This window comes from Kitasatospora sp. NPDC059160, from assembly GCF_042755465.1.
Taxonomy (GTDB): Bacteria; Actinomycetota; Actinomycetes; order Streptomycetales; family Streptomycetaceae; genus Kitasatospora.
Genome location: NZ_JBHZCN010000147.1, coordinates 1 through 19,271 on the forward strand (window position 1 = coordinate 1; position 19,271 = coordinate 19,271).

The window sequence follows — 19,271 nt, forward strand, 5'->3', positions numbered from 1 at the left end:
CCAATGCGCTGCATTGGGCTCCCTCCTCCGCCTTGCGATGCACGCACCCCAACGCCGCCCCGCCCGCCCTCCGGGCGAACGACGGGAGTTCGGCGGCAGGCCGTATAGCGTGACCGCCATGCTGACGATCGCGCACCTCAGTGACATCCACCTCGGCCAGGTCCACCGTCGGGACGGCGGCAAGCGCGCCCGGCGGCGGGCCGAGCAGGTGATGGCGTACCTCGACGCCCTGCCCGGCCCGCTGGACGCGGTGCTGGTCACCGGCGACCTCGCCGACCACGGCTCGCCCGAGGAGTACCGCCAGGTCGCCGAGGTGCTGGCGTCCCGGCACCCGGTGCTCACCTGCCCCGGCAACCACGACGTCCGGGAGCCGTACCGGGAGGTGCTGCTCGGCGAGGCGCCGTCGACGGACCCGGTCAACCGGCTGCACCGGCTGCCCGGCGTCGACGTGCTGATGCTCGACTCCTCGATACCCGGGCAGCACGACGGCCTGCTGGCGGACGCCACCCTCGACTGGCTGGACGACCGACTCGCCTCCGGAGAGCAGGAGTCGCCGGCCCTGGTGGCCTTCCACCACCCGCCGGTCGAGCTGCACATCCCGAGCGTGGACCGGATCCGCCAGTACGGCGAGGTCCGGCTCGCACGGGTGCTCCGCCGCCACCCCCGGGTGGCCGCCCTGCTCTGCGGCCACTCCCACACCCCCGCCGCGACCACCTTCGCGGGCCTTCCGGTGCTGGTCGCGCCCGGCGTGGTGTCCACCACCACCCTGCCCTGCGAGGGCGGCCGCGGCATCACCTTCGACCACCCGCCGATGCTCGCCTTCCACGTCCTGGACGGGGACTCCCGGCTCACCACCCACTACCGGATCGTCATCTGACGGTCCGTCGGCCCCCGCCCGGCCACGTGGTCGGCGCCTGCGCCTGCGGATGCTGCGGCGACGGCGACGGCGGCGACCGGTAGGGCTGCTGCGGCGCGCTGCCCGGCCGGGGGAACGGGCGGGGCGCCAGCGGTTCGGGGGCGGCCCGGCTGCCCGCCATCGGGTGCGCGGAGTTCGGCCCGCGCATCCGCTGGGCGGCCACCTGGCGGGAGATCAGGATCTCCAGCAGGCACCACATCGTGCCGAACACCCCCAGCCCCATCGCCATCAGTGCGGGTGTCATCAGCCAACTGCCCGCGTACGAGGCCAGGGTCGCGACGACCACGCCCACCAGCGTGAAGGAGAGGCAGAGCACCGCCCGGACTGCGGCGGAGCGCACCTCGTCGGGCAGGCGGCGGCGACGGCGTGGCGCGGACATCGGGCGACCCCCAGGCGCGGATCCGGTGCTGGAACGGGGAACGGGCGCACACGAATTGCGCCCCCTTCACCTCACTCTGCCCCCGCCGAACCCGGACCATGCGTCCGAATCCACCGAACTGCCGTCAAACCGTGCCATCCGGGCAGGCGGCGGCGGGAGCTCACCCCAACTGCTGGTCGAGCTCCTCCAGGGCGCCGGTGACGATCGTCCGCATCGCCCGTTCGGCGTGCGCGGCGTCGCCGCCGCAGATCGCGTCGGCGACCTCCCGGTGCAGCCTGATCGCGTACGGCTCGGGCTGATGGGGCATCAGATGGTACTCGGTCCGGCCGGTGAGCACCGCCCCGACGGTGTCGCCGAGGTGGGCGAACATCTCGTTCCCGGAGGCGCGCAGCACGAGGGCGTGGAAGGCGATGTCGTACCCGAGGAAGGTGGTGAGGTCGGCCTCCCGGGCGGCGACCGTCAACTCCACGGCCAGTGAGCTGAGTTCGCGCCGGTCGTCGTCGCTGGCGTGGCTCGCGGCGAGCGCGGCCGCGGCCGGTTCGACGGCCACCCGCAGGGAGCCGAGCGAGCGCAGTTGGGCGGGCCGGTCGGCGCCGGCCAGTCGCCAGCGGATCACCATGGGGTCGAAGACGTCCCAGACCGACTTCGGCTGGACGGTGATCCCGACCCGCCGGCGGGACGCCACCAGGCGCATCCCCTCCAGGACGCGCACCGCCTCCCGGACGACCGTCCGGGACACCCCGAACCGTTCCTCCAGGTCCTCCGCGCGCAGCACCGCGCCCTCGGGGAGCTCCCCGGACGCGATCGCCGGCCCGAGCTCGTCAAGCACCCGGCCGGGCAGCCCCTGGATCTCCATCCGCCCAGGGTAGACGGCCGCCCCCGCGCGGCGCGCACCGCCCTGCGACCTACCCCACACTCTAAAAGTATGACGATTTGGTTTCCGGCACTTGAATACGTCATATCTTTGAGGCGATAGTGGCGGCCTGCAACGAAGGAGCACCACCGATGGCTCTCAACGTCGAGAACCGCGCCCTCCCGGGCACCCCCCTCACCGTCGTGGTGATGGGCGTCTCCGGTGTCGGCAAGACCACCCTGGCCCGCCTCCTGGCCGACCGCCTCGATCTCCCCTTCGCCGAGGCGGACGAGTTCCACCCGCCGGCCAACATCGCCAAGATGTCCGCCGGCACGCCGCTGGACGACCGGGACCGGGAACCCTGGCTGCGCGCCATCGGCGCCTGGCTCGGGGAGCGCACCGAGTCCGGCGCCGGCGGCGTGGTCACCTGCTCGGCGTTGAAGCACGGCTACCGCGACATCCTGCGCGCGGCCGCCCCGGCCGCCTTCTTCCTGCACCTCAGCGGCGGTCACGAGCTGGTCGAGGACCGGCTCTCCCACCGCACCGGCCACTTCATGCCGTCGTCGCTGCTCGGATCCCAGTACGCCACCCTGGAGCCCCTGGGTGCGGACGAGCGCGGCGCCGTCCTGGACGTGGGCCCGTCCCCCGAAGAACTCGTCGAGATGGCCGTGGCGCTGCTGCGGCCCGTCAATGGAGACCTCGCGTGAGTATTGCCCCCACCCTCCTGGCGGCCGCCCCACCGGCCCTGCCGCACACCGGCAGCGACTCCCAGCTGCTGATCGCGGTGCTGCTCAGCATCGGCGCGATCGTCCTGCTGATCACCAGGCTGAAACTGCACCCGTTCCTCGCCCTCACGCTCGGCTCCGGCCTGCTGGCCGCCGTCGCGGGCGTCCCCTTCGACAAGCTGCTGAGCAGCTTCTCCACGGGCTTCGGTTCCACCGTGGCCAGCGTCGGTCTGCTGATCGGCCTGGGCGCGATGCTCGGCAAGCTGCTCGCGGACTCGGGCGGCGCCAACATCATCGCGGACACCGTGCTGTCCCGGACCGGCAACAAGGCGCTGCCCTGGGCGATGGCGCTGATCGCCGCCGTGCTCGGCCTGCCGCTGTTCTTCGAGGTCGGCGTCGTCCTGCTGATCCCGATCGTGCTGCTGGTCGCCCGCCGCGGCAACGTGCCGCTGATGCGGGTCGGCATCCCGGCCCTGGCCGGCCTGTCGGTGCTGCACGGCCTGGTGCCCCCGCACCCGGGCCCGCTGGTCGCGGTCGACGCGCTCAAGGCCGACCTCGGCATCACCCTGGCGCTCGGCCTGCTGATCGCCGTCCCGACCCTGGTCATCGCCGGCCCGCTGTTCGCCCGGGTCGCCGAGCGCTGGGTGGGCCCGCTGGAGGTCCCGGCCGCCACGGCCCCCGAGGAGACCACCAGGTCCGAGCGCACCCCGTCGTTCGGCGCGGTGATGGCGACCATCCTGCTGCCCGTCGTGCTGATGCTCGGCAAGGCCCTGGCCGACGTGGTGATCGACGACCCGAAGGCGGTCGGCCAGCGGGTCTTCGACTTCATCGGCTCCCCGCTGATCGCCCTGCTCGCCGCGACCCTGCTCGCCATGCTGACCCTCGGCAGGGCGGCCGGCTTCGACCGGGCCCGGATCTCCGACACCGTCGGAAAGTCGCTCGGCCCGATCGCCGGCATCGTGTTCATCGTCGGCGCCGGCGGCGGCTTCAAGCAGACCCTGATCGACGTGGGCGTCGGCAACGCGGTGAGCGAGTGGTCCGGCAAGTGGCACATCTCCGCGCTGCTGCTGGGCTGGCTGATCGCCGTGCTGATCCGCCTGGCCACCGGCTCGGCGACGGTCGCCACCATCACCGCGGCCGGCATCGTGTCGCCGCTCGCCGCGAACATGTCCTCGACCCACGCGGCCCTGCTGGTGCTCGCGATCGGGGCCGGCTCGCTGTTCCTGTCGCACGTCAACGACGCCGGCTTCTGGCTGGTGAAGGAGTACTTCGGAATGAGCGTCGGGCAGACGCTCAAGTCCTGGTCGGTGATGGAGACGGTGATCTCGGTGGTCGCGATCGCCCTGATCATGCCGTTGAGCCTGATCATCTAGCGCGCCCGGCGCGCCTTCGCCCGCAGGGGCGGCACCCGTACCGTACGGGTGCCGCCCCTGCGGCGTTCGCGGTCAGTGCCCGAGCAGCCCCGAGAGCACGGCCGTGGTGGCCGCCAGCAGCTCCTCGGCCGCCGCGCCGCCGGCCGCCGTACGGGCCAGCACCCCCTCGCGCGCCGCCAGCACGACCGCCGCCGTCCGCCCGGCCCCGGCTCCGGCCGGCACCAGCTCGGGCAGCACCCGTTCCAGGACGTCGGCCAGCGCCCGCGCCACCGTCCGGTCGTGCGCGGCGAGCTGTTCGGCCAGCTCCGCGGACCGGGCCGCGACCAGCCGGAACTCCAGGAACAGCAGGATCCACCCGCTCTCCGCCGGCTCGACCCGCAGCAGCGCCTCGACCAGCAGCCGGGCCCGCTCCGGCGGCGCGAGCGCCTCGCAGGCGGCGGCGAGCCGCTCCAGCTCGGTGATCCGCCGGGCGGCCTGGTCGTCGAAGAGGGCCAGCAGCAGGTCCTCCTTGCCGGCGAAGTTCGAGTAGAAGGCCCCGCGGGTGTACCCGGCGGCGGCGCAGACGTCCTCGATGCTCGTCCGCGCGAAGCCGACGGAGAGGAACAGCTCGCTCGCCGCGGCGAGCAGTCGGGCCCGGGTGTGGACGCGCCGCCGGGGCGGTCGGGGAGCGGCGGCTTCGGTGGGGGGTGGGTTCACAGCAGCACGATACATGGTGTATTCAGTACGAGTCGTATTCAATACGAGCCGTACTGAACCACGCGCGGCCGAAGGAGCCGGACATGACCCGCCTGCTGATCACCAACGCCCACCTGCTCCACCCCGAGGACGGCACCCGCACCGACCCCGGCTGGCTGGAGGCCGCCGACGGCCGGATCACCGCCACCGGCACCGGCCGCCCGCCGGCCGCCACCGAAGCGGTCCGGGTCCTGGACGCACGGGGCGCCACCGTGCTGCCCGGCCTGATCGACGCCCACGTCCACCTGCTGGTCACCTCGCTCGACCTGCGTGACGTCGCGAACTGGACGCCCGGCTACGCCACCGTCCGCGCCCTGGCCGAGGCCGAACGGATGCTGCGCCGCGGCTTCACCACCGTCCGCGACGTCGGCGGCGCCGACCACGGCATGGCCCGCGCCCTGGCCGAGGGCCTCGTCCCCGGTCCGCGCCTGCTGCACGGCGGCAAGGCGCTCTCCCAGACCGGCGGCCACGGCGACCTGCGCCCGCTCGGCGACGACTCGCTGCCCTGCTGCGAGGCCCGCCCCCACTTCGGCCGGATCGCCGACGGCGTGGACGCGGTGCGCGCCGCCGCCCGGGACGAGTTCCGCAAGGGCGCCCGGCACCTCAAGGTGCTGCTCTCCGGCGGCGTCGCCTCCCCGCACGACGAGATCGCCGCGGTCCAGTACAGCGAGGAGGAGATCCGGGCGGCCGTCGAGGAGGCCGAGAACCACAACCGCTACGTCACCGTGCACGCCTACCACCCGCGCGCGATCGACCGCGCCCTGCGGGCCGGCGTGCGCTGCGTCGAACACGGCAACCTGCTGGACGGCACCACCGTCGCGCTGCTGCTGGAGAAGGACGCCTTCCTGGTCCCCACCCTGGTCGCCTACGAGCGGACCGCGAAGCTCGGCGCCGCCTCCGGCCTGCCGCCGGCCTCACTGGCCAAGCTCGCCGAGGTCCGCGACCGCGGCCTGGAGGCCCTGGAGCTCGCCCACCGCGCGGGCGTCAACCTGGTCTACGGCAGCGACCTGCTCGGCCCGCTGCACCACGCCCAGCTGGAGGAGTTCACCCTGCGCGCCCAGGTCCAGCCGGCCCTCGACGTGCTCCGCTCGGCGACCACCACGGCGGCCCGGCTGCTCGGCCTGGCGGGGGAGATCGGCACCCTCGCCCCGGGCGCGCACGCGGACCTGCTGGTCGTCGACGGCGACCCGCTGGCCGACCTCACCGTGCTGACCCGCCCGGAGCGGCACCTCCGGCACGTGGTCAGGGCGGGCGCCGTGGTGTGAAGACGCGGGCGGGCGCCCGGGGAAACCCCGAACGCCCGCCCGCCGTACCGCAGTTACGCGTCTACTTGTTCCCGCGCTTCGCGAGGCTGTGCCTACTTGTTCCCACGCTTCGCGAGGCTGTGCCTACTTGTTCCCACGCTTCGCGAGGAAGGCCTCGACCTCGTCCCGGATCTCCGGGGTGTCCAGCCCGCGCACCGTCATGGTGGTGCGGCGGCGCAGCACGTCGTCCGTGGTGTACGCCCACTCGTTGTCGGCCGCGTAGGCGACCTGCGCCCAGACGTCCGGGCCGTCGGCGTGGATCGGCCGGCCGAGCTCCGGGTTCTCGTCGATCATGCGGGCGATGTCGAAGGACAGGGTGCCGTAGTGGCTGGCCAGGTGCTTGGCGACCAGCGGCTCCATCCGCGAGCCCGGCTCGCGGTCGATCAGCAGCCGGTGCGCGACGGCGTTCGGCGCGCCGACGCCCGGCAGCGGGACGGTCGGGGCGATCGGGGACATGTCCTCGGCGAGGCCGGTGCCGGGCACGTGGGCCAGCTTCTCCAGCACCGCGCGGCCGATGTGCCGGTAGGTGGTCCACTTGCCGCCGGAGACCGACAGCATGCCGCCGCGGCCCTCGGTGACGACGGTCTCGCGCTTGGCGGCGGCGGTGTCACCCGGGCCGCCGGGCAGCACGCGCAGGCCGGCGAAGGAGTAGGTGATCAGGTCGCGGTCGAGGTGCTCGTCGCGGATCGCGTGCGCGGCCTCGCCCATGATCTGGTCGATGTCCGCCTCGGTGGCCCGGACGTCCTTCGGGTCGCCGGTGTACTCCTCGTCGGTGGTGCCGAGGAGGACGTGGTCCTCCCACGGGATGGCGAAGGAGACGCGGTACTTGTCGATCGGGATGGTCAGCGCGGCGCGCCACGGCGAGCGGCGCTTGACGACGACGTGGGCGCCCTTGGAGAGGCGGATCGACGGCGCGGCGCCGGCGTCCTCCATCGTGCGCAGGTGGTCGACCCACGGGCCGGTGGCGTTGAGCACCAGGCGGGCGTTCACGCCGAACTCGCTGCCGTCCAGGCGGTCGCGCAGCTCGGCGCCGGTGACCCGGCCGCCGGTGAAGCGCAGACCGGTGACCTCGGCGTGGTTGAGGACCACGGCGCCGGCGTCGACGGCGGCGCGCACGGTCATCACCGCGACGCGCGAGTCGTTCATCTGGTGGTCGCCGTAGACGGCCACCGAGCGCAGGCCCTCGGTGCGCAGCGCGGGCACCTGCTGGGCGGCGTGCGCGGCGGTGGAGACCCGGCCCATGCCGTCGCGGAAGGCGGACAGCGCCGAGTAGAGGAACACGCCGGCGCCGAGCTTGGCCGCGCCGTGCGGGCCGCCCTTGTAGACCGGCACGAAGAAGGTCAGCGGGTTGACCAGGTGCGGGGCCACGTCGGTGGAGAGCGCGCGGCGCTCCTTGTGGTTCTCGGCGACGAGCTTGACCGCGCCGGTCTGCAGGTAGCGCAGACCGCCGTGGACGAGCTTGGAGGAGGCGCTGGAGGTGGCGCCGGCGAAGTCGCCGGCGTCGACCATGGCGACCTTCAGGCCGGCCTGGGACGCGGTCCAGGCGACGGCCGTGCCGAGGATGCCGCCCCCGATCACCAGCAGGTCGTAGGTGGCCTTGCCGAGCAGCTCACGGGTCTCGGCGCGGGAAGCGGTGCGGCCGGCGGTGCGCTCGGCGCCCAGGGTCGGGATGGTTGCCATGGTGGTTGTGTACGGCGCGCTGTTCCGGCTGCGCCGTTACTCCTCTCGGGTGCGGTGCGGCCCCTGCTGGAGAGGCCGGTCGGCCCGGTGCGGCGGGCCGGTGGAACACGGTTGCGCCCGGTGCCGGAACAGCGGGCGGCCGGCCGGGGCACGGGGCCCCGACCGGCGGGTCGGTCAGTTGGTCTCTTCCTCCTCCACCCAGCCCATGGTGCGCTCCACGGCCTTGAGCCACTTCTTGTACTCGCGCTCCCGGGTGTCCTCGTCCATGCGCGGGGTCCACTCGGCGGCGCGGTGCCAGTTGGCCCGCAGGGTGTCGAGGTCGTTCCAGAAGCCGACGGCGAGACCGGCCGCGTAGGCGGCGCCGAGGGCGGTGGTCTCGGCCACGTACGGGCGCTCGACCGGGGCGTCCAGGACGTCGGCGATGTTCTGCATGAGCAGGTTGTTGCTGGTCATGCCGCCGTCGACCTTGAGGGCGGTGAGCTCGACCCCGGAGTCCTTCTGCATGGCGTCGACGACCTCGCGGGTCTGCCAGGCGGTGGCCTCCAGGACGGCCCGGGCCAGGTGGCCCTTGGTGACGTACCGGGTCAGACCGGCGATCACACCGCGGGCGTCGGAGCGCCAGTACGGGGCGAACAGGCCGGAGAAGGCCGGGACGAAGTAGGCGCCGCCGTTGTCCTCGACGGTGTTGGCGAGGGTCTCGATCTCGGCGGCGGTGGAGATGATGCCGAGCTGGTCGCGCAGCCACTGGACGAGCGAGCCGGTGACGGCGATCGAGCCCTCCAGCGCGTAGACCGGGGCCTGGTCGCCGATCCGGTAGCCGACCGTGGTCAGCAGGCCGTGGTACGAGTTGACGATCTTCTCGCCGGTGTTCAGCAGGAGGAAGGTGCCGGTGCCGTAGGTCGACTTGGCCTCGCCCTCGTTGAAGCAGGTCTGGCCGAACAGGGCGGCCTGCTGGTCGCCGAGCGCGGCGGCGACCGGGACGCCGGCCAGGTCGCCGACGGCCTCGCCGTAGACCTCGGCGGAGGAGCGGATCTCCGGGAGGACGGTCAGCGGCACGCCCATCGAGTCGGCGATCTTCTCGTCCCACGCCAGGGTGTTCAGGTTCATCAGCATGGTGCGGCTGGCGTTGGTCACGTCGGTGACGTGCTTGCCGCCGTTCACACCGCCGGTGAGGTTCCAGATCACCCAGGTGTCCATGGTGCCGAACAGGATGTCGCCGGCCTCGGCGCGCTCGCGCAGGCCCTCGACGTTGTCCAGCAGCCAGCGGATCTTCGGGCCGGCGAAGTAGCTGGCCAGCGGGAGGCCGGTCTCGCGGCGGAAGCGGTCCTGGCCGACGTTGCGGCCCAGTTCGCGGCAGAGCGCCTCGGTGCGGGTGTCCTGCCACACCAGCGCGTTGTGCACCGGCTCACCGGTGTTCTTGTCCCACAGGACGGTGGTCTCGCGCTGGTTGGTGATGCCGATCGCGCGGATGTCGTCCTTGGTCAGGCCGGCCTTCTCCAGCGCACCGCGGACGACCGACTGCACCCGGGTCCAGATCTCGGCGGCGTCGTGCTCGACGTAGCCGGGCTGGGGGAAGATCTGCCGGTGCTCCTGCTGGTCGACGGAGACGATCCGGCCGTCGGCGCCGAAGATGATGCAGCGGCTGGAGGTGGTGCCCTGGTCGATCGCGGCGATGTAGTTACCGGTGGAGGTCATGTGGAGGGTCCTCGGCTCAAGTTCGGGGGTTACGGGGTGGGTGGGCCTGACACGGACGTTCGTTACCCGTACGTCCGGTCAGTCCCCGTGCTCGGCGGTTTCCAACCGGGCCTTTAGAACAGGGCGTTGTAGACGCCGCCGGCCGCGAGGCCGCCCAGGATCGGGCCGACGACCGGGATCCAGGCGTACGACCAGTCCGAGCCGCCCTTGTTCGGGATCGGCAGGAAGGTGTGGGCGATGCGCGGGCCGAGGTCGCGGGCCGGGTTGATCGCGTAGCCGGTCGGGCCACCGAGGGAGAGGCCGATGCCCACGACGGTGAGGGCGACGATCAGGGTGCCCATGCCGCTGTCGCCCAGGCCCTTGGTGGTGCCGAGGGTGAGGATCGCCATGCAGAGCACGAAGGTGCCGATGACCTCGGTGATCACGTTCTGGAGCGGGTTCCGGATCTCGGGCCCGGTCGAGAAGATGCCGAGGGTGGGCTCGGTGTTGGCCTGGAACTGGCCGAGGTAGGCGAGCCAGACCATGACGGCGCCGATGATCGCGCCGAGCAGCTGGGAGCCGATGTAGAGCGGCACCTGGCTCCACTCGCCGGTCTTGACGGCGATGGCGATGGTGACGGCCGGGTTGAGGTGGGCGCCGGACTTGGCCCCGGTCATGTAGGCGGCGATGAGGACCGCGAAGCCCCAGCCGAAGGTGATCGCCAGCCAGCCGGCGTTGAAGGCCTTCGACTTCTTGAGGGTCACGGCGGCGCAGACGCCGCCGCCGAGGAGTATCAGGGCGGCGGTGCCGAGGGTTTCGCCGACGAAGACGTCGCCGTTGGAGATGGCGGACACAAAGACTCCCTTGTCATGGCCCGAAGTGCGGGTGGGGGCAGGTGGCCGGTGGATCCCTGTGCGGGTGAGCGCGCCGTGGGAGTGATCTTCCCGGCCATCGTTCGACAATGTCGACCGTCATGCGGAAGCTTCCTCCCCAGGTCGGCCCCGCGTCAAGGCGGGGTTACGCAGCTGTGACCCTTCCCTCGGAAGGTCCCCCGAAGTTACCCAGCGGAGCGGCCCGAATCGGGGCAAAACGCCAAGGCGCGGACAGGCTCACCGCCCGTCCGCGCCTCAGCGTGACGAATCGACCGCGTTGCTCAGAACCGCCCGGCGCCCAGGTCGCGGGAGATCGCCCGCGCCGCGCTGCGCACCGAGGCCACCAGCGAGGGCTTCACGAAGCCGTCCTCGCAGACCCGCTCGACCGGCCCGTTGATGCACACCGCGCCCACCGGGTTGCGCCGCCGGTCCTGGATCAGCGCCGCGATCGAGGCCACGCCGTCCCAGGTCTCCTCGATCGAGTCCGCCCAGCCGCGCTCGCGGATCAGCGCGCACTCGGCGTCCAGGTCGCTCGCCTCGGTCAGCGTCCGCACGGTGTACGACTCGTACGGACCGTCGCCCAACTCCCCGCGCGCGACCGGGTCGTAGGCCACCAGGACCTTGCCGATCGCGGTGCTGTGCAGCGGCTGCATCGAGCCGACCTCCAGCACCTGCCGGGTGTCGTCGGGCCGGAACACGTGGTGCACGATCAGCACGCCCTGCTGGTGCAGCACCCCCAGGTAGACGGTCTCCCCGGCCGCCCGGGCCAGGTCGTCCGCCCAGACCAGCGCCCGCGCCCGCAGCTCGTGCACGTCCAGGTAGCTCTGTCCCAGCCGCAGCAGCTCGGCGCCCAGCTGGTACTTGCCGCTCTCCGGGTCCTGCTCGACGAACCCCTCCTGCTGCAGCGTGCGCAGGATGCCGTGCGCGGTGCCCTTGGCGAGGTCCAGTGCCGTCGCGACCTCGGACAGCCCCAGGCGGCGCTCGCCGCCGGCCAGCAGGCGCATGATCGCGGCGGCCCGGGAGAGCGACTGGATCGGGCCGGGCATGGATACCTCCGGACGACAGGCGGTCGACATTGTCGACCGCAGTGGTGACGGGACGAGTCTGCCAGGCCGCCGTCCGTCCGTGCACCTTCCCCCTCGGTAACCCGCGCTCGACCCGGTGTTAACCTTCCGCGCCCGCTACCCTTCCACCCCGCTGAGCAGCCCGCGCCGCACCGACACCTCGGCCGCCAGCGCGGCGATCCCGTCGGTGCCGACCCGGCAGCAGCCGCCGACCAGCCGCGCGCCGTCCGCCAGCCAGCCGCCCACCCGCGCCGAGCGGAAGGTCGGCTCCCCGCGCCAGTCCCGGCGGTCCGGGTCCCAGTGCTCCCCGCTGTTCGGGTAGACCACCACCGGCTTCCCGGTCACCTCCGCGGCCACCGCCACCGCCAGGTCCGCGTCCCGCGGAGTGCAGCAGTTCACACCCACCGCCAGCACCTCGTCCACCTCCGCGGCCAGCGCGAACGCCTCCTCCAAGGGCTGCCCGGCCCTGGTCCGGCCGTCCGCCACGCTGTACGACAGCCAGGCCGGCACCCCCAGCCCGCGCACCAGCTCCAGCAGCGCCCGCGCCTCGTCCGCGTCCGGCACCGTCTCCAGCGCCAGCACGTCCGGCCGGGCCGCCGCCAGCACCTCCAGCCGGGGCCGGTGGAACGCCACCAGCTCCGCGTGGTCCAGCCCGTACCGGCCCCGGTACTCCGAACCGTCCGCCAGCACCGCCCCGTACGGGCCGACCGAGGCCGCCACCCAGCGCCGCCGGCCGCCCGGCTCGGCCCGCGCCGCCTCCCGGGCCAGCTCCACACTGCTCGCCAGCAACCGGGCCGCCGCCGCGTGCCCCACCCCGCGCCGGGCGAAGCCCGCGAAGCTCGCCTGGTAGCTCGCCGTGATCGCGACGTCGGCCCCCGCCGCGAAGTACGCCCGGTGCGCCGCCACCACGGCGTCCGGGTCGTCCGCGAGCAGCCGCGCCGACCACAGCGCGTCCGACAGGTCGTGCCCCGCGGAGGCCAGCTGGTTGGACATCCCGCCGTCCAGGACCAGCGGGCCGGCCGCCAGTGCCGTGGCGAAGTCCGGCGGGGGAGCAGTGGGCATCTCGGTCTCCTCGGGCGCGGTCGTTCCTGGTCACAGCCTAGAAGCCGGAGCCCCCCGCCGACCGGGAAAACCGTTTGCCGCCGGGGAACGGAGTCGTTACGTTGTGCTCATCCCGAGAACGACAGCACCAGGTGCCCCAGGGGCGCGGAGAGGAGCCGGCGATGGCAGCGGACGACGCGTCCCCCCAGCCCGCCGCCGGGCCCACGGCCGAGCAGGAGTGGCTCGCCGCGTACGACCCGCGCGCCTACGCCCCGATCGCCGTCACCGTCGACGTGGTGGCCCTGACGCTGCGCGGCGGCCGGCTGCACGTGCTGCTGGTCGAGCGCGGCGCCCCGCCCTACCAAGGCTGCTGGGCGCTGCCCGGCGGCTTCCTGCGGGCGGGGGAGGAGGGCCTCGACGAGGCCGCCGCCCGCGAACTCGCCGAGGAGACGGGCCTCCAGGGCGTCTCCGAGGCCGAGGCCGCGCTCTGCCGCCTGCACCTCGAACAACTCGGCACCTACGGCGCCCCCGAGCGGGACCCGCGGATGCACGTCGTCTCCGTCGCCTACCTGGCCTTCGCCCCGGACCTGCCCGACCCGCAGGCCGGCACGGACGCCGCGGCCGCCGCCTGGCACCCGGTGGCCGATCTCGACCCGGCCCCGCGGCCCCCGGACCGCGCCCCAGCCGCCGGTGTGCCCGCCGACACCCACGGGGGTGGCGTCGACGGGCACACCGGCCCCCCGCCGGTCGCACCGCAGCCGATCCGGCTCGCCTTCGACCACGCCCGCATCCTGGCCGACGGCCTCGACCGGGTGCGCGCCAAGCTGGAGTACAGCCCGCTCGCCACCGCCTTCCTGCCCCACGACTTCACCATCCCCGACCTCCGCGCCGTCTACGAGGCCGTCTGGGACGAGAAGCTCCACCCCGGCAACTTCCACCGCAAGGTCCTCTCCGCCCCCGGCTTCGTCGAGAGCACCGGCACCACCACCCAGCGCGGCGGCGCCCGCGGCGGCCCCCGCGCCCGCACCTACCACGCCGGCGGCGCCCGACTGCTGCACCCCGCCCTGCTCCGCCCCGCCCGCGAGGACGGCCCGGGCCCCGGCGCATCCGCCACCGACGACCGGCCCCGCTGAGCCCCGGGCTACCATCCGCCCATGACCACCGACGAAGCGACCCGCACCACCCACCGGCCGTTCTCCCACTGCCACTTCTGCGGCACGCCGTACGCGCCCGGCACCGACGGCTGGCCCCGCACCTGCCCCGGCTGCGCCGAGATCAGCTACCGCAACCCGCTGCCCGTCGCCGTCACCGTCCTGCCCGTCACCCGGCCCGACGCCGAGCCGGCCCTGGTCGTCATCCGCCGCACCATCGAACCCGGCTACGGCGAACTCGCCTTCCCCGGCGGCTACATGGACTTCGGCGAGAGCTGGCAGCAGGCCTGCGTGCGCGAACTCGCCGAGGAGACCGGCATCCTGGCCGACGCCGCCGACGTCCGCCTGATCCACACGGCCTCCGACCCCAACGGCCGCTTCATCATGCTCTGCGGACTCCTCCCCGCCCGCCCGCTCGCCGAACTCCCGCCCTCCCTCCCCACCGACGAGACCGAGGGCTGGCTGCTGGCCACCGCCGACACCGCGCTGGTCTGGGACTTCCACAACGGCATCCTGCGCCGCTGGTTCGACGGCGAGTTCACCCCCCGCTGAGGGGCGGCCCGCCGAGGGGTGGCGCAACGCCCGGCCGACCCTGGCGCGGCGGCCGCTCGCATGGCATGGTCTGCACCGACAGCCCAACCGGACGGGTTGGCCACGAGCTCACCCGTCCCCACCACCGGCCGGGAGACCACCACCGTGAGCACCCCAACCCAGGACCAGCCGCTCTGGCGCCCCAACCCCGCTCGCGCCGCCGCCACCAGCCTGGTCGCCTTCCAGGCCTGGGCCGCCGAACACCACGGAGCCCCGGCCGCCCCGCTCGCTCCGGCCGCCGACGACCAGCAGGCCGCCCAGCGCTACGCGGACCTGCACGCCTGGTCCACCGCCGACCTCGACCGCTTCTGGACCGCGGTGACGCAGTGGTTCGACGTCCGCTTCACCGAGGCCCCGGAGGCCGTCCTCGCCGACCCGGCCATGCCCGGCGCCCGCTGGTTCCCCGGCGCCCGCCTCAACTACGCCGAGCACGCCCTGCGCGCCGCCGAGGACGAGGCGAACGCCGACCGCCCGGCGATCCTCCACCTGGACGAGACCACCGAGCAGCCGGCCGCCCTCAGCTGGTCCGAACTGCGCCGCCAGGTCGGCTCGCTGGCCGCCGCCCTGCGCGCCCGCGGCGTCCGCCCCGGCGACCGGGTCAGCGCCTACCTGCCGAACATCCCGCAGGCCGCCGTCGCACTGCTCGCCACCGCCGCCGTCGGCGCCGTCTGGACGAGCTGCGCCCCCGACTTCGGCGCCCGCAGCGTCCTCGACCGCCTCCAGCAGATCGAACCCGCGGTCCTCTTCGCCGTCGACGGCTACCACTACGGCGGCAAGGACCACGACCGCACCGAGGTCGTCGCCGAGCTGCGCCGCGAACTCCCCAGTCTGCACACCGTGGTGCACGTCCCGCTGCTCGGCGCCCCGGCCCCCGAGGGCGCCCTCCGGTGGGAGGACCTGGTCGCCGAGGACGTGGTGCCGGTGTTCGAGCCGGTCCCCTTCGACCACCCGCTCTGGGTCCTCTACTCCTCCGGCACCACCGGCCTGCCCAAGGCCATCGTCCAGAGCCAGGGCGGCATCCTGCTCGAACACCTCAAGCAGGCCGGCCTCCACCTCGACCTCGGCCCCCGGGACCGCTTCCTCTGGTACACCTCCACCGGCTGGATGATGTGGAACTTCCTGCTGGCCGGCCTCCTGGTCGGGGCCACGATCGTCACCTACGACGGCAGCCCCGGCCACCCCGACACCGGCGCCCTGTGGTCCGTCGCCGCCCGCACCCGCGCCACCGTCCTCGGCACCTCCGCCGCGTACGTCATCGCCAGCCGCAAGGCCGAGCTGCACCCCGGCCGCGAACTCGACCTCTCCGCCGTCCGCTGCATCGGCACCACCGGCTCCCCGCTCCCGCCGGACGGCTTCCGATGGATCTACGACGAGGTCAAGCAGGACGTCTGGCTCGCCTCGGTCAGCGGCGGCACCGACGTCTGCTCCTGCTTCGTCGGCGGCGTCCCCACCCTGCCGGTGTACCTCGGTGAGATCCAGGCCCCCTGCCTGGGCGCCGCCGTCGAGTCCTGGGACGTCCAGGGCCACCCGCACACTGACACCGTCGGCGAGCTCGTCGTCACCAAGCCGATCCCGTCGATGCCCACCGGCTTCTGGAACGACCCCGAGGGCACCCGGTACCACGACAGCTACTTCGACACCTACCCCGGCATCTGGCGCCACGGCGACTGGATCACCGTCACCTCCCGGGGCACCGTCGTCATCCACGGCCGCTCCGACTCCACCCTCAACCGCCAGGGCGTCCGGATGGGCTCCTCGGACATCTACGAGGTGGTCGAGCGTCTCCCCGAGATCGCCGAGTCCCTGGTCATCGGCCTGGAGGAGCCCGACGGTGGCTACTGGATGCCGCTGTTCGTCGTCCTCGCCCCCGGCGCCGAACTCGACGACGACCTCATCGGCCGCATCCGCACCTCGCTGCGCACCGAGCTCTCCCCGCGCCACGTCCCGGACGAGGTGATCGCCGTCCGCGGCCTGCCGCACACGCTGACCGGCAAGCGCATCGAGGTCCCGGTCAAGCGGATCCTCTCCGGCACCCCGCTGGAGCAGGCCGTCAACCCCGGTTCGGTCGACAACCTCGACCACCTGCGCTTCTTCGAGCGGCTCCGGGTCGACCGCCAGGCCTGACCGACCCGGGCGAACGCCGAAGGGGCGCCCCCACCGGTGCGGTGGGGGCGCCCCTTCAGCGTTTCCCGGGTCCTACTCTTCCCGGTCCCGGCTCCTACTCGCCGGAGAGCACCTGCTGCGCGGCGGCCCGCGCCTCCTCGGCGCTGTCCGCGGCCCGGGCCGCCTCGGCGGCCCGGCGGCACTGCGCCAGCGTGTACTTCGCCAGCGTGCTCCGGACGTAGGGGATCGAGGCCGAGCCCATGGAGAGGCTGGTGACGCCCAGACCGGTCAGCACCACGGCCAGCAGCGGGTCGGACGCCGCCTCACCGCAGACGCCACAGCTCTTGCCGGTCGCCTGCGCGGCCTCGGCGGCCGCGGCGACCAGGTCCAGCAGCGCCGGCTGCCACGGGTCCTGCAGCCGGGCCAGCGCACCGACCTGACGGTCGGCGGCGAAGGTGTACTGGGCCAGGTCGTTGGTCCCCAGCGACAGGAACTCGACCTCCTGGAGGATCGACCGGGCCCGCAGCGCGGCCGACGGGATCTCCACCATCGCACCGAACTTGGCGTCCAGCCCGGCCTCGCGGCACGCGGCGGCGAAGTCCGCGGCGTCCTTGCGGTCGGCCACCATCGGGGCCATCACCTCAAGGTGCACCGGCAGGCCCGCGGCCGCCGTGGCCAGCGCCCGCAGCTGGGTGCGCAGCACCTCCGGGTGCTCCAGCAGGGTGCGCAGACCGCGCACGCCCAGCGCCGGGTTCGGCTCGTCGGCCGGGGTCAGGAAGTCCAGCGGCTTGTCCGCGCCCGCGTCCAGCGCCCGGACCACGACCCGGCCCTCCGGGAAGGCCTCCAGCACCTTGCGGTACGCCTCGACCTGCTTCTCCTCGCTGGGAGCCTTCGCCGAGTCGTCCAGGAACAGGAACTCGGTACGGAACAGGCCGACGCCCTCCGCACCGTTCTCCAGCGCGGCCGGCACGTCCGCCGGGCCGCCCACGTTGGCGAGCAGCGGCACCCGGTGCCCGTCCGAGGTCTGCCCCGGGCCGGAGGAGGCGGCCAGCGCGGCCTTGCGCTCGGCGGCGACCGCCCGCAGCTCGTCCTGCTTCTCCTGCGACGGGTCCAGCAGCACGTCGCCCGAACTGCCGTCCACCGCGACGACGGTGCCCTCGGCGACGTCCGTCGCCCCCGACAGCGCGACCACGGCCGGCACGCCCATGGCCCGCGCCAGGATGGCGCTGTGGCTGGTCGGCCCGCCCTCCTCGGTCACGAAGCCGAGCACCAGCGTCGGGTCCAGCAGCGCGGTGTCGGCCGGCGCCAGGTCCCGCGCGAACAGCACGTACGGCTCGTCGCTGTCCGGCACGCCCGGCATCGGCACGCCCAGCAGGCGCGCCACGATGCGGTTGCGCACGTCGTCCAGGTCGGCGACACGCCCGGCCAGGTACTCCCCGGCGGAGGCCAGCAGCGCCCGGTAGGCCGCGAAGGCGTCGTACACGCCGCGCTCGGCACTGCTGCCGACGGCGATCCGGCGGGACACGTCGGCCATCAGCTCCGGGTCCTGCGCCATCAGCGCCTGGGCCTCCAGCACGGCCTGCGCCTCGCCGCCGGCCAGGTTGCCGCGCGCGATCAGGTCGGCCGCGACCGCCTCGACGGCCGCCTGGGCGCGTGCCTGCTCACGCGGGGCGTCCTCGGTCGGGATCTGGGTGGCCGGGGGCTCCAGGACCGCCGTGCCCATGTGCCGCACCTGGCCGATCGCGACCCCGTGGCTGACCCCCACGCCGCGCAGTGTCTTCTCCATGTTCCTGTTTCTCCGCTGAGAGGAGCGGCCCCGCCGGGAACCGCTGAGTGCCGGGTCGCCCCGTCAACTCCTGCGGGGCGGGTGTGTGTCGGTGACCGAGGGGTCAGTTCCAGCTGAACAGCTGGTCGCCGGCCTGGGCCTCGCCGGACTCGACCAGGTTGCCCAGGGAGTCGGGAGCGGCCTCCAGCGCCACGATCGGCGAGATCGGCGACTTGCCGGCGGCCTCGACCGCGGCCGGGTCCCACCGGATCACGGCCTGACCGCGGGTCACCGTGTCGCCCTTGTTGACGAGCAGCTCGAAGCCCTCGCCGTTCAGCTGCACCGTGTCGATGCCCAGGTGGGTCAGCACACCGTGCCCGTCCGCGTCCACCACCACGAAGGCGTGCGGGTGCATGGAGACCACGACGCCGTCCACCGGAGCGACCGCCTCGGTGGGCTCGCGAACCGGGTCGATCGCGGTGCCCGGGCCGACCATCGCGCCCGAGAACACCGGGTCCGGAACGCCCGCGAGCCCGACGACCTGTCCGGTCAGCGGCGACGTCACAGTGGTCATGGTTGTGCCTCCCAAGTACGCAATACAGCGAAGCGGCCGCGAGCGCGGCGCGACGATCAACTGAAGCCTAAATCATGTCAACTTCGGACATCTGTTGACATTCCCGGGCGAAGACCCACGCCCCCACCCGTCTACCGACCGGCGTCACATCGACCCGCGACTGGTCTAGTCCTCTTAGCCGATGCGCCGCACTCTACAGCCATCTTGGCGAATCGGGACCATTGCTGTATATGCTCGCGAGAGCAACAAATCATGCCGCCGTCCGGGTGACCCGTGGCGAGCCTCGATTCGCGCTCCGGCAACCGACCCGCTATGGTTGGCCGAGTCGCCACAACTTGGCGGTTAACACCAGATTTCAGATGCAAAAAGCCCCGGTAAACGGAGCGGAAAACATCTGGTAAGCTGGAAACACGAAAGAACGAAGCGCCCGGAGGGCCCGCTGGAAGGCGGTCCGAAGGAAGCGTCCGTTCC

General features: G+C 73.3%; 17 protein-coding genes. 7 read left to right on the forward strand and 10 right to left on the reverse strand.

Annotation, left to right across the window (positions count from 1 at the left end):
• The first annotated feature begins 118 nt into the window (after nt 1–118).
• Nucleotides 119–877 carry a metallophosphoesterase gene (locus tag ACFXOZ_RS38550; protein ID WP_380530856.1) on the forward strand — a complete coding sequence of 253 codons (759 nt, stop codon included), beginning with the start codon at nt 119–121 and terminating at the stop codon, nt 875–877.
• Here the strand turns inward: ACFXOZ_RS38550 and ACFXOZ_RS38555 are convergent.
• Nucleotides 870–1,295: a hypothetical protein gene (locus ACFXOZ_RS38555; protein WP_380594633.1), complete on the reverse strand. Its 426-nt coding sequence runs from the start codon at nt 1,293–1,295 to the stop codon at nt 870–872. The two genes, ACFXOZ_RS38550 and ACFXOZ_RS38555, sit on opposite strands and share 8 nt — an antisense overlap.
• A gap of 160 nt (nt 1,296–1,455) precedes the next feature.
• A complete protein-coding gene (locus tag ACFXOZ_RS38560) occupies nt 1,456–2,151 on the reverse strand; it encodes a FadR/GntR family transcriptional regulator (protein WP_375892315.1) in 696 nt (231 codons plus the stop codon).
• 149 nt (nt 2,152–2,300) lie between these two features.
• Between ACFXOZ_RS38560 and ACFXOZ_RS38565 the strand changes: the two genes are divergently transcribed.
• Both ACFXOZ_RS38565 and ACFXOZ_RS38570 read left to right on the forward strand, forming a co-directional pair.
• On the forward strand, nt 2,301–2,855 hold the full coding sequence (locus ACFXOZ_RS38565) for a gluconokinase (RefSeq protein WP_380594635.1): 555 nt from the start codon (nt 2,301–2,303) through the stop codon (nt 2,853–2,855).
• A 2-nt stretch (nt 2,856–2,857) separates the two neighbouring features.
• Nucleotides 2,858–4,246: a gluconate:H+ symporter gene (locus ACFXOZ_RS38570; RefSeq protein WP_380594641.1), complete on the forward strand. Its 1,389-nt coding sequence runs from the start codon at nt 2,858–2,860 to the stop codon at nt 4,244–4,246.
• A 72-nt stretch (nt 4,247–4,318) separates the two neighbouring features.
• On the opposite strand, the gene ACFXOZ_RS38575 is transcribed toward ACFXOZ_RS38570, so the two are convergent.
• Complete coding sequence (locus tag ACFXOZ_RS38575; RefSeq protein ID WP_375892311.1) at nt 4,319–4,942, reverse strand: TetR/AcrR family transcriptional regulator; 624 nt, start codon at nt 4,940–4,942, stop codon at nt 4,319–4,321.
• Between the two features lie 83 nt (nt 4,943–5,025).
• Here ACFXOZ_RS38575 and ACFXOZ_RS38580 point away from each other — a divergent pair, with 83 nt between their 5' ends.
• Entirely contained in the window at nt 5,026–6,246 is a 1,221-nt protein-coding gene (locus ACFXOZ_RS38580; RefSeq protein WP_380530864.1) for an amidohydrolase family protein, read from the forward strand.
• A gap of 123 nt (nt 6,247–6,369) precedes the next feature.
• Here the strand turns inward: ACFXOZ_RS38580 and ACFXOZ_RS38585 are convergent, their stop codons facing one another.
• The 5 genes from ACFXOZ_RS38585 to mmuM form a co-directional block, all read right to left on the reverse strand.
• Nucleotides 6,370–7,965: an FAD-dependent oxidoreductase gene (locus tag ACFXOZ_RS38585; RefSeq protein WP_375892308.1), complete on the reverse strand. Its 1,596-nt coding sequence runs from the start codon at nt 7,963–7,965 to the stop codon at nt 6,370–6,372.
• A gap of 174 nt (nt 7,966–8,139) precedes the next feature.
• The gene (gene glpK, locus ACFXOZ_RS38590; protein WP_375892307.1) at nt 8,140–9,660 is read right to left on the reverse strand and encodes a glycerol kinase GlpK; all 1,521 of its coding nucleotides are present in this window, start codon (nt 9,658–9,660) and stop codon (nt 8,140–8,142) included.
• Nucleotides 9,661–9,773: 113 nt separating this feature from the next.
• The gene (locus ACFXOZ_RS38595; protein WP_380403528.1) at nt 9,774–10,484 is read right to left on the reverse strand and encodes an MIP/aquaporin family protein; all 711 of its coding nucleotides are present in this window, start codon (nt 10,482–10,484) and stop codon (nt 9,774–9,776) included.
• Nucleotides 10,485–10,792: 308 nt separating this feature from the next.
• Nucleotides 10,793–11,557, reverse strand: a complete 765-nt coding sequence (locus tag ACFXOZ_RS38600) for an IclR family transcriptional regulator (RefSeq protein ID WP_375892305.1) — start codon at nt 11,555–11,557, stop codon at nt 10,793–10,795.
• A gap of 135 nt (nt 11,558–11,692) precedes the next feature.
• On the reverse strand, nt 11,693–12,637 hold the full coding sequence (gene mmuM / locus ACFXOZ_RS38605) for a homocysteine S-methyltransferase (RefSeq protein ID WP_375892303.1): 945 nt from the start codon (nt 12,635–12,637) through the stop codon (nt 11,693–11,695).
• Between the two features lie 161 nt (nt 12,638–12,798).
• Between mmuM and ACFXOZ_RS38610 the strand changes: the two genes are divergently transcribed.
• The 3 genes from ACFXOZ_RS38610 (at nt 12,799) to ACFXOZ_RS38620 (ending at nt 16,482) form a co-directional block, all read left to right on the forward strand.
• The gene (locus ACFXOZ_RS38610; protein ID WP_380594637.1) at nt 12,799–13,749 is read left to right on the forward strand and encodes an NUDIX domain-containing protein; all 951 of its coding nucleotides are present in this window, start codon (nt 12,799–12,801) and stop codon (nt 13,747–13,749) included.
• Nucleotides 13,750–13,770: 21 nt separating this feature from the next.
• Nucleotides 13,771–14,319 (forward strand): NUDIX domain-containing protein, encoded by a 549-nt coding sequence (locus ACFXOZ_RS38615; RefSeq protein WP_375892299.1) that lies wholly within the window; start codon nt 13,771–13,773, stop codon nt 14,317–14,319.
• A gap of 144 nt (nt 14,320–14,463) precedes the next feature.
• Nucleotides 14,464–16,482, forward strand: coding sequence for an acetoacetate--CoA ligase (locus tag ACFXOZ_RS38620; protein WP_380594639.1), 2,019 nt, complete (start codon nt 14,464–14,466; stop codon nt 16,480–16,482).
• A gap of 94 nt (nt 16,483–16,576) precedes the next feature.
• Here the strand turns inward: ACFXOZ_RS38620 and ptsP are convergent, their stop codons facing one another.
• Nucleotides 16,577–18,247, reverse strand: a complete 1,671-nt coding sequence (ptsP, locus tag ACFXOZ_RS38625) for a phosphoenolpyruvate--protein phosphotransferase (protein ID WP_375892295.1) — start codon at nt 18,245–18,247, stop codon at nt 16,577–16,579.
• Nucleotides 18,248–18,350: 103 nt separating this feature from the next.
• Nucleotides 18,351–18,800: a PTS glucose transporter subunit IIA gene (locus ACFXOZ_RS38630; RefSeq protein ID WP_375892293.1), complete on the reverse strand. Its 450-nt coding sequence runs from the start codon at nt 18,798–18,800 to the stop codon at nt 18,351–18,353.
• Between the last annotated feature and the right edge of the window lie 471 nt (nt 18,801–19,271).